Origin of the sequence: Streptomyces griseicoloratus, assembly GCF_014534645.1 — a bacterium.
Taxonomy (GTDB): domain Bacteria; phylum Actinomycetota; class Actinomycetes; order Streptomycetales; family Streptomycetaceae; genus Streptomyces; species Streptomyces griseicoloratus.
In genome coordinates, this window is sequence record NZ_JACVQF010000086.1 from 1 (window position 1) to 322 (window position 322).

The 322-nt window shown below is 78.3% G+C and carries 1 pseudogene; it reads left to right on the top strand.

The features are described from left to right. A pseudogene (locus H0H10_RS02320) lies at positions 1–322 on the top strand (DEAD/DEAH box helicase); the annotation flags it as partial.

Here is a 322-nt window from a genome sequence, read left to right on the forward strand (position 1 = left end):
GGCCAAGCCCCGCCGCACCCGCAAGGCCACCGCGGCTGCGGAGACCGCCGCCGACACCGCCGAAGGCACGGAGACCAAGCCGCGCCGCACCCGCAAGGCGGCGGCGACGGCTGAGACTGCCGTCGACACGGCCGAGGGCGCGGAGGCCAAGCCGCGTCGCCGGACCCGTAAGGCCACGGCCACCGCCGAGCCCGTCGAGGCCACGGCCGACATCCCGGCGCAGGCGGCGCAGGATCCGGAGGCCGCCGAGTCCAAGCCGCGGCGCACCCGGAAGGCCGTCGCCAAGGCCGAGACGGCCGCCGACACCGCCGAAGGCACCGAG